At 58.2% G+C, this 10111-nt stretch carries 2 protein-coding genes; both read left to right on the top strand.

The genetic code is table 11. The features are described 5' to 3' along the window. Positions 1-27: 27 nt before the first annotated feature. Positions 28-6756, top strand: a complete 6729-nt coding sequence (locus tag BLW36_RS17380; RefSeq protein WP_211567227.1) for a hypothetical protein — start codon at positions 28-30, stop codon at positions 6754-6756. 565 nt (positions 6757-7321) lie between these two features. Continuing rightward, positions 7322-9985 (top strand): phosphoenolpyruvate carboxylase, encoded by a 2664-nt coding sequence (gene ppc, locus BLW36_RS15460; protein WP_091390804.1) that lies wholly within the window; start codon positions 7322-7324, stop codon positions 9983-9985. Positions 9986-10111 lie beyond the last annotated feature (126 nt).

Raw genomic sequence — 10111 nt, 5'->3', positions numbered from 1 at the left:
ACATTTGTTGCCGATGCCGCAGGCCTGGTGGGCACTGCCAGCGACGAGAGTTACACGCTGGAAGACGACGGTGATGTGGTTGTCGGTGGTCTCATCTTCCGGTCACTCACCGGTGTTGATGCTGCCGGGGGCAGCGATACGATTGCTCTGATCTCTCTTGCCGACGCCACCCTGAACGGTACCGACGGCGAGGCGAGCATTCGTGGGCTCGACTTCAGCAATATCGAGTCAGTCACCAATGGGGCCCTAGTGGCCTCGGATGCCGGCGATCGCTACCTGGTCACCGGTGCTGACAGCATCGAAGCCAACGCTATTGCCTTCGCCGGTATCAGTAGTGTCACCGCCGGCAGTGGCGACGATACGGCGACTGGTCTCAATGGTGAGGATTGGTCGCTCAATGGCAGTGGTGGAGCCGTTAACAACGGTATCACCTTTGCCAACGTCGAGACATTTGTTGCCGATGCTGCAGGCCTGGTGGGCACTGCCAGCGACGAGAGTTACACGCTGGAAGACGACGGCGATGTGGTAATCGATGGCCTCACCTTCCGGTCGCTCAAGGAAGTCCGAGCGGGAGAGGGTGTAGATACCGTTTTTGCCAGTACGGCTACACCAAGTGCTGGTGAAACCAACGACAAGAAAAAGGTCAAGATCGGCAATATTGATTTCTGGGATGTGGAAAAGATATTCGCAGATCAGATCAGCTTGAGCGGCGATTTCGATAATATTCTGACCATCATTGGTGATGGCGCATTAACAATAGATGACATTGACTATTTTGGCATAACGTCAGTGGATGCCGCTGAAGGTTATGACATGCTGGATGCGATTGGCACCGTTGCACTGAACGGTGAAACAGGACAGGTCAGGTCAGCCGAAATCGATTTTTTCAATATCGAAGCCGTGGTCAACGGTACGATGTCAGCTTCCGATAATGGAGATGACTTCGTAATTACCGGTGTAAACAGTATCGAAGCTAACGGCATCGATTTTTCTGGTATCACGACGGTAACGGGTGGTGCAGGCAGTGATACCGTCATTGGGCTCGATGGAGAGAATTGGTCGCTGAACGGCGCGAGTAATCCGCAAAATAACGGTATCGTCTTCCTCAACGTGGAAGAATTCTACGCGCAGAACGCCGGCTTGGATGGTACAGCGAGTGCAGACCTATTTGAATTACAGGGCGTAGGTACTGTCAGCTACGGCGGTTTTACCTTCAAAGATGTATCCTCTGTCGATGGCGGGAGCGGCGATGATACCCTGGACACTAGCGGTTCCGGTCTTGCTGTCACGCTGACTGGCAACGACTTCCAGTTAAGTGCGGGTGGTGTCGATTTCTACAACATCGAGAACGCCATTGCTGCGGCCCTGACCGGCAGTGCCGGTGCCGATACCTTCACGGTAACGGGGGATAACGCCCTTGATGCCTGGCAAATTCATTTCAGTGGTGTCAGTAGCGTCGCCGCCGACGGCGATACGTTGGAAGGCACTGCCGCGGGCGACGTGTTCACTCTCGATGCCGCAGGCGCTGTCAGCGTGGCAGCGATGACCTTCAGCAATTTATCAGCGGTGGACGGTATCGGCGGGAGTGACTCCCTGGATGCCAGTGCTTATCTCTCAGGCTTGTCCCTGACGGGTAATGATAACCAGCTCAGTGCTGGATCCCTCGTGCTATCCAATATATTCAGTGCGACCGTCGCCACACTGGCCGGAACTGCAGGTGCCGATATATTTACACTGGATGCTACCAACAACCTGTTGGCCGATGAAGTTGCATTTAGCGGTGTCAGTGCGATCAATGCTGGGGGCGGCTTGGATCTGCTCCAGGTATCCGGTGATGGGCGCAACTTTAGCGTTTCTGCAGATAATGCCCTGAGTTTCGACGGAATTGATGTGACAGGGCTGGAGCAACTGGAAAATGCTGGTAGCACGGCTACCGCGACCGGCGCTTCCGGTGCAGACTGGTCGCTCGGAGCAATCGCCGGCGAGGCGGAGAACAGCCTGGTTACTTTCTCCGGCGTTCAGACATTGGTCGCGAACTCAGCGGGTCTGAGCGGTACTGCAGCGGACGAAAACTACAGCCTCGAGGACGACGGCGATGTGGTCATACACGGCCTCATCTTCCGGTCGCTTGCCGGTGTCGATGCCGGCGCGGGCGCCGACACGATAGCGTTGGTGTCCACGGCCGAAGCGGTGCTCAGCGGCAACGATGGCGAAGCGACTATCCGCGGCATCGACTTCAGTTCTATTGAGGCTGTCAGCAATGGCACGGTGAAAGGATCGGAGCTTGATGACCGCTTCGAGATCACAGGCCTGAACCAGGTGAAGGCGAATAGTATTGATTTCTCTGCTATCAGCAGTATCGATGCACGTGGCGGTCAGGACAGCGTGACAGGAGACGGCAGTGACTGGACGCTCGACGATATCATCCCAGAACTGAACAGCAGTGGAATCGAATTCACCGGTGTGGAGCAGGTTGCAGCGGCCGGCGCCGGACTGTTCGGGGCCGATTCCGCGGAGACCTATGCACTGATGGGTGGCGGTGTCGTGGAGGTGAGTGGCGTCACCTTCGGCGGCCTTACCTTCGTGAACGCCGGTGCGGGGGCCGATGAGCTTAATGCCCAGGCTTTTACCGGCGACCTGGCGCTGAATGGCAACAACAATGAGCTCGATGCCGATGGTCTGCTGTTCCGCTCTATCGATTCGGTCACTGCCGATACCCTACTGGGTTCAAGCGGGAATGATAACTTCGCAGTGGCTGCCGATGGCAGCGTGTCCGTCGCAGGGATGTTGTTCGCCAGCGGCATAGACAGTATCGACGCGCTGGACGGCACTGATCATGTCGAGGCGGCTGCGGACGTGAAGCTGCAGGGCAATAGCGGCAAGGCAACAATTAGCAATATTAACTTCACCAATATAGAAAGTGCCTCCGGCACCGGCGTTGGTGTCATTGCCACCGACGGAGATGACGATTTCGAAATTCTTGCTGACGGAAAAATCTTTACCGGTGGCATCACCATTGACGGTGTTACCAGTATCGATGCTCTGGGTGGTGTTGATACGGTAATCGGGGCCAGTGGCTTCGATTGGTTGTTGCTTGGCTCCAAGCAGGCCGAGAATAACGGCATCGCCTTCGGTAATGTCGAAGAGTTGATTGCTGTGAATGCCGGCCTGCAGGGTACGGCCGGTGTCGATGCCTTCACCCTGCTTTCCAGCGGCGATGTTTTCGTTTGGGATATGACCGTTAGCGGCATGCAATGGGTCCACGCAGGCACCGGCGCCGACTCCGTCAATGCGTCTGACTACTCCGGCGGATTAGCGCTCAACGGTACTGACAATGAGGTGAGCGCTGGCGACCTGCTATTCACCGGAATAGAAAGCGCCGTGACTGCGACACTTACCGGTTCTGCTGGAACGGACATCTTTACGGTCAGCGGTAGCGGTGCGCTGTCCGCGGCGCTGATCGATTTCAGCGGCATCGCAACACTGAATGGTGCTGCCACGGATGCTGTCGAAAGCACCGTAAACGATGATTGGACAATCATGGCCGACAGCAGCCAGGTGGCTCACGCCGGCATTACTTTCTCTGGCATCGAGGCTTTCTCCGGTGGCGGTGGCACACTGCGCGGAAACGATTCGGGGGCCGACTTCAGCATCGATGGGTCCAGGGCCGTATCTGTCGGAAGCCTGCGGTTCAATGACCTGGATGACGTCATCGCGGGTGCGGGCGACGATACCTTAGCGGCAATGGACAGCGTGACCCTGCTTGGCGCCGGCGGCGCCTTCAGTAGCAGTGATATGACATTCAGTGGCTTCGAATCCGTCATTACCGCAGACCTGATAGGCTCGAGTGGTGACGACACCTTCCTGATGCTCGCCAATAGCTCGCTCAGTGTATATGGCCTGGTGATTTCCGGCGTCGATACGCTGGATGCGGGCAGTGGCAACGACAGTGTGCTGGGGCGCAGTGGCCGCGGCTACCTGCTGAATATCGATAACTCTGTCACGCACGACGGCCTGGTTTTCCATAACGTAGAGAACTTTTCCGGCGATAGTGCAAGCCTGACGACAACCAGCGCAGCTGAGAGCCTCACGATGACGGCTGACGATGCCTTAGACATAGATTCGGTGGGTCTCAGTTTCAGTGGCCTCGTGGCGGTTGATACTGGCGCTGGAAATGACGAGCTCGCGGCACGGGGTGCCGTCGCCCTGCATGGCACCAACACGGTGACCGCGGGCTCGATCAAATTTACCAATGTTGATACGGTGACCAACACTGGCACACTGAGCGGCACCGCTGGCTCCGATCAGTTCGCAATAGCCGCAAATAACCAGCTGGATAGTTATGGAATTCGCTTCGAGGACGTCCTCGCCGTTGCCGCTGCTGGTGGCAGCGATGCTCTTACCGGCTTGGATAGTGAGGCATGGCAACTGAGTGGCGCTAATAATACGCTGAGTCATGCGGGTATCGAATTTACCAGTCTGGAAACCACCAGCGGCGGCAACGGAATATTGAATGGATCGGCGTCTGCCGATCAATTTATCCTGACCGCCAACAACCAGGTCACTGCCAATAGCATTACATTTACCGCAATAACTCAGGTAGATGCCGGTGCAGGCGTTGATACGATCTCTTCCCCAGATGGTGAGACTTGGGCGCTTGGTAATGGAACTGGCAGTGCCGCCGCAGCGGGTATTGACTTCGCAAGCATTGAATCGGTTTCTGGCCATGCTTCGCATGTGGACGCGGTGACCAACAATGCCGAGGACAATTTCGTTCTCAGCGACAAGGGGTCGTCACTCTCTGCGCGAGGTATCGCTTTCTCATCCGTTGCCAGCGTAGTGGCGGGCGCCGACAGCGGGGATTCGATTAGTAGTAATGCGACGGACTGGCAGCTGACGGGTACCGATGGAGAGTTGATCGTCAACGGTGTTAACCTTTTCGGAATCGACCAGGTGATTACCGCCGACGCGTTGCTGCGTGGCACGGCGAACAACGAGACCTTTGCTCTGGCGAGTGACGGGGAACTAGGTATTGCCGGTATGGCCTTTGACGGTATTGCACGGGTCGAGGCTGGAGGCGGTAATGATGTTCTACAGGGCACTGTCGCCGCAGATAATTTTGAGTTGACCAGCTTCGGGGATATCAGTGTCGCCGCCATCCAGTTCAGCGGTCTCGAAAGGGTTGCCGCCGGTGAAGGTGCCGATACGGTCAGCTCCAGCGGTGCAAGTTGGACGTCGGTACGTAGTGGCGATGCACTGGTAGATGGCAGCGCCGAGGCGACTGTGGACAGTATTACGGTATTGTTCGAGGGATTGGCAGGAGTCAGCGGTACGGGCGCATACACGGGGCAGGGTATCGATGGGGAATATCTGTTCAGCAGCCTCGACACAATGACCATTGGCGGAATCACCTTCGCCAATCTTTCCAGCCTGACCGCTGGCAGTGGCAATGATGTACTTCGCGGCGCTGACATCGATGGGGTTTGGTCCGTGAACGCGGCGGGGGGCAATATCAGCACTGGCGGCAGCTCGCTGAGCTTTAGTGGAGTCGAAGCCATTGTTGCCGGTGGTGGTGCTGACCAGTTCACTCTCTCCGGAGGTGAGTTTACCAGTATCCATACCGGTGCCGGCAGCGATACGGTGATACTGGCGGGAACCCGCCTCGACAGCCTTTCGTTGGGGGCAGGTAATGATTCGCTGCAGGTCAGCGCCGACAGTAGTCAGGATGTTACCCTGAGCGGCGGCGTCGGTGACGACGAATTCCAGTTCAATATCGCCGGCAAGACCTGGCAGGTCACTGATGCCGATAACCGCGTGGGTAACTTCCTTTTTACCGGCTTCGAATGGCTGGACAACAATAGCGACGGCATAAAGCTGGAAACCGACCGGGGCTTTAATTTCGTCAATGGAGGCGACAGCAGCGCGAGCTTCAATCGCAACGGCGCCGGCATTCTGTTCGCTGACGGCATGCGTCTGGGCTACGACGGTAGCGGTGATATCGCGATTACCAGTACCTCTAGCGACACCATCGGTGGCGATTTGCAGGCCGGCCGCGCGGACCTGATTGTCGCCGGCAATGTGGATATCACCTCCAATGTGGAGGTCCTCAATATCCAGACAGCCGGTGCCGATATCGATATCTCCGTTTTGGCACAGGACGATCTGGTCATCGACGAAGTCAACGCGGGCGGTGGCACGATTACACTGAACAGTGCCAAGTTCGGCAGCCTGACTGCGGAGACCTATGGCGATACTCATCTGACGGCCGGCAAGGTGACGCTGGGTAGTGAACTGCAGCAGTGGAGCGTAATTGGTAGCGCGATCAACCCATTGCGTATGGACGTACTCAAGTCCGTCGATATCGTATCTATCAGCTACTTTGAACCGGACTTTATCGGGCAAGTCCCGACGCTGACGGCCAGGGGGGACGAACTTGAGTCAGTCGCCGGGGCCCAGGCTGCCCAGGGGCTGAAGTCCGCGGTGCAGAACGCGGTAGAGGACTTTGCCCAGGTGGATCCGGGGATCTTCAGTGCGGTAAACCCCTACAGCACCGGTGTGGATGCGGTGAACAGCCCTGAGATGCAGCTGACAGGTGACGAGCTATTGCCCTTGAGTGTGTCCGGGGCGCCAGACCAGGAAGATGAACTGCCGCGCAGGTCTGCCGAACTGGAGGGGAGTGATGACGAATCGCCACAGGAACAGCCTTCACAACAGGGTAACCGGGCGCCGCTGGCGCCTGAAGAGGTTGGAGGGTAACCCACATTAGTCCATATGTGGCTTCCGCTGCTTTAATGCCAAGCCAGGTTATCTGAGGAAGGGCCGACTCCATAAGAGTCGGCCTTTTTTATGCTGCAGTCCCCACCGCCAAAGGCGATTAACCGCTCTCTTAAAAACAGTACCGCCAATTTTCCAGTAACGCTCGTGAGCCAGTGCCTAATAGTTTTAATGCTTGTCATCATTGCTATTCCTTTTTAATTGTCTGTGTAGATTCCATTTGATGTTTTTGCCGATGCGTCGTGTTGGCCGGTTCTTCGCCTGTCACAGGAGGTGCTATTCAATCTTTTTGTTTCTCGAAATTTTCATTCCTAGGGTGCTGGATATTGAAATATTCTCTGGAACAAAGCGGGTTGGCGCGAATGCAGTTGGTGTCACTGGCTCGGCCCGACAATTCGACAGTTCCAGTGATTTGAATCAGACGATCTTCAGTGAAAAGGTTGCAAATGAAAGTAAATTGATCGGAAAAGTCGCTTCCTACCGGAACCTTTTTTCATCGCTAAAATATGCGAAGATGTGCGGTTCGTTCGGTAACGGAGAGAAGTCTGTGAATCAGGATCAAAACGCCCCCCTGAGGGAAGACGTACGCCTGCTTGGCGAGGAACTCGGTGCAGTGCTGCGCGAGCAGGCCGGCGAGCAGTTATTCGATACAGTTGAAACTATTCGCCAGGCCGCGGTGGAAAGCCGCAGTCATGGGGAAATGCAGGTCGGCCGCCTGCGTGAACTGCTCGACCCGCTCGATGACGACACGCTGCTGGAGGTGGCGCGCGCGTTCAGCCAGTTTCTCAACCTCGCCAATATCGCCGAACAGCGCCACCGCGAGCGCCTGCACCGGCAGCACCAGCGCTATCCCGGCGATCCCGATACCGATCAGGGCCTGCGCCAGGTACTGGCAGAGCTGAAAAAAGCCGACGCCGATCAGGAAGAGATCCGCTCGGTACTGGAAGCCCTGTCCGTTGAGCTGGTGCTCACCGCCCATCCCACCGAAGTTACCCGTCGCACCCTGATCCGCAAGTATGACCAGGTTGCCGACCTGCTGACGGACATGGATAGACCGGATCTCACCGAGGAAGAACAGCAGGACCTGCGCCGCCACCTGCATGAACAGATTCTGTCCGCCTGGAGCACCGACGAAATCCGCCGCGAGAGACCCACACCGGTGGATGAGGCCAAGTGGGGTTTCGCGACGATCGAACAGTCCCTGTGGCGGGCGGTGCCCGACGGTATGCGGAAGATCGAGGCGGAACTGGAGCTGGCCGGGCTGCCGCCCATGCCCGCCGATTGGGTGCCGATCCGCTTCGCCTCCTGGATGGGCGGCGACCGCGACGGCAACCCCAATGTCACCGCCACGGTGACCCGCGAGGTGCTGCTGCTGGCGCGCTGGATGGCCGCAGACCTGTATTTGCGGGATGTGGAAAACCTGCTGGCGGATCTGTCTATGCACCGGGCCAGTGACGAGCTGCTGGCACATACCGGTCCCAGTCATGAGCCCTACCGGGTGATACTGCGTCAGGTACGCGATCGCCTGCGTACGACCCGCGCGCAGATGGAGGCGCGCGTCAGCGGCCAGCCGGAAGCGGCGGGCGAGGGTTATAGCAGCGGCCGGCAACTGTTCGATGCGCTGAGCCTGATCGACCGCTCTCTGCGCGAGGTGGGCCTGTCGGCCATCGCCGACGGTCAGCTCAAGGACACCTTGCGCCGACTCAACTGTTTCGGCATCACACTGCTGCGCCTCGACATCCGCCAGGAATCCACCCGCCACATGGACGCGCTGGATGCAATCACCCGCTATCTGGGGCTGGGCGGCTACGCAGACTGGGATGAGGATGAGAAGCAGAAGTTCCTGCTGGCCGAGTTGGAAAGCCGCCGGCCGCTGGTGGACGAAGGTTTCTACCACAGCGAGCTCTGCGATGAAGATGTCAGGCAGGTGCTGGAGACCTGCAAAGTGATCGCGGAACAGGGGCCAGAAGGGCTCGGCGCCTATGTGATCTCCATGGCGAGGACATCATCCGACGTGCTCGCGGTGATGCTGTTGCAGAAGATTGCCGGCGTCAGCCAGCCGATGCGCGTGGTGCCGCTGTTTGAAACCCTGGACGACCTCGATAATGCCGGCGACACCATGAGTGCGCTGCTGAATATTCCGCTGTACAAGCAGCGGGTGCTCGACGGTCAGGAAGTGATGATCGGCTATTCGGATTCTGCCAAGGATGCCGGCTTCCTTGGCGCCGCCTGGGCCCAGTTCCGTACCCAGGAAAAGCTCACCGCAATTTTCAAGAACCACGGCATTCCGCTGACCCTGTTCCACGGCCGCGGCGGTTCCATATCCCGTGGCGGTTCGCCGACGCGCATGGCGCTGCTATCACAACCACCGGGTTCCGTAGCCGGCCGTATCCGCGTCACGGAGCAGGGCGAGATGATCCGCTTCAAATACGGTCGCCCGTCGGTGGCGGCCTATAACCTCGAGCAGTATGTGGCCGCGACCCTGGAGGCCACATTGATGCCGCCGGCGGAACCGCGCCCGGAGTGGCGTGCGGAAATGGATCGCCTCACCGATGTATCGGTGGACGGCTATCGACAGGTGGTGCGCGACGATCCGGCGCTGGTGGCCTACTTGCGCACGGTGACCCCGGAAACCGAACTCAGCCGCCTGGCACTGGGCAGCCGGCCGGCGCGGCGCAAGCCCGGCGGCGGCGTCGAAACCCTGCGCGCGATTCCGTGGGTGTTTGCCTGGACGCAGATCCGCCTGATGCTGCCCGCCTGGCTTGGTACCGGTGCGGCGCTGGAGAGTGCACTCGAACACGGCGATGAGACCGACAGATTGCGGGTGATGAGCGAGCAGTGGCCCTTCTTCCAGGGGGTCGTGGATATGCTGGAGATGGTGCTTGCCAAGACCGACACCCGCGTCGCGTCCTGGTACGAGGAGCGGCTCACCGATGAGCCCGAGTTGATCCAGCTCGGCGACACACTGCGCGAGCGTCTGGCCCGCACGGTGAGCGCACTGCAGCAACTGACCGGTCGGGACAGCCTGCTCGACAACAATCCTGTCATGCGCTGGTCGATCCGCGTGCGCGATCCCTACACCGATCCGCTGCATCTACTGCAGGCCGAGCTGATGGCACGCCTGCGTGAGCGGGAAACTGACTCGGTGCTGGAGAGTGCCCTGATGGTGACCATCGCCGGTATCGCCGCGGGTATGCGCAATACCGGATGATGCTGTCGGAGTTATACCGCTAAATGGATTTTTATTGATTTAAAAAATCATTAGGCCCCAATCTGTAGTGAGCGCGCACGCTGCGGATTTCGGGGTCACAACTGAATTTGCCTGCAGCACCCGAGG

The sequence above is a fragment of the Microbulbifer marinus genome (assembly GCF_900107725.1).
GTDB lineage: Bacteria > Pseudomonadota > Gammaproteobacteria > Pseudomonadales > Cellvibrionaceae > Microbulbifer > Microbulbifer marinus.
Note: the sequence above shows the minus strand (reverse complement) of the source record. Positions and strands in the feature narration are given on the sequence as shown.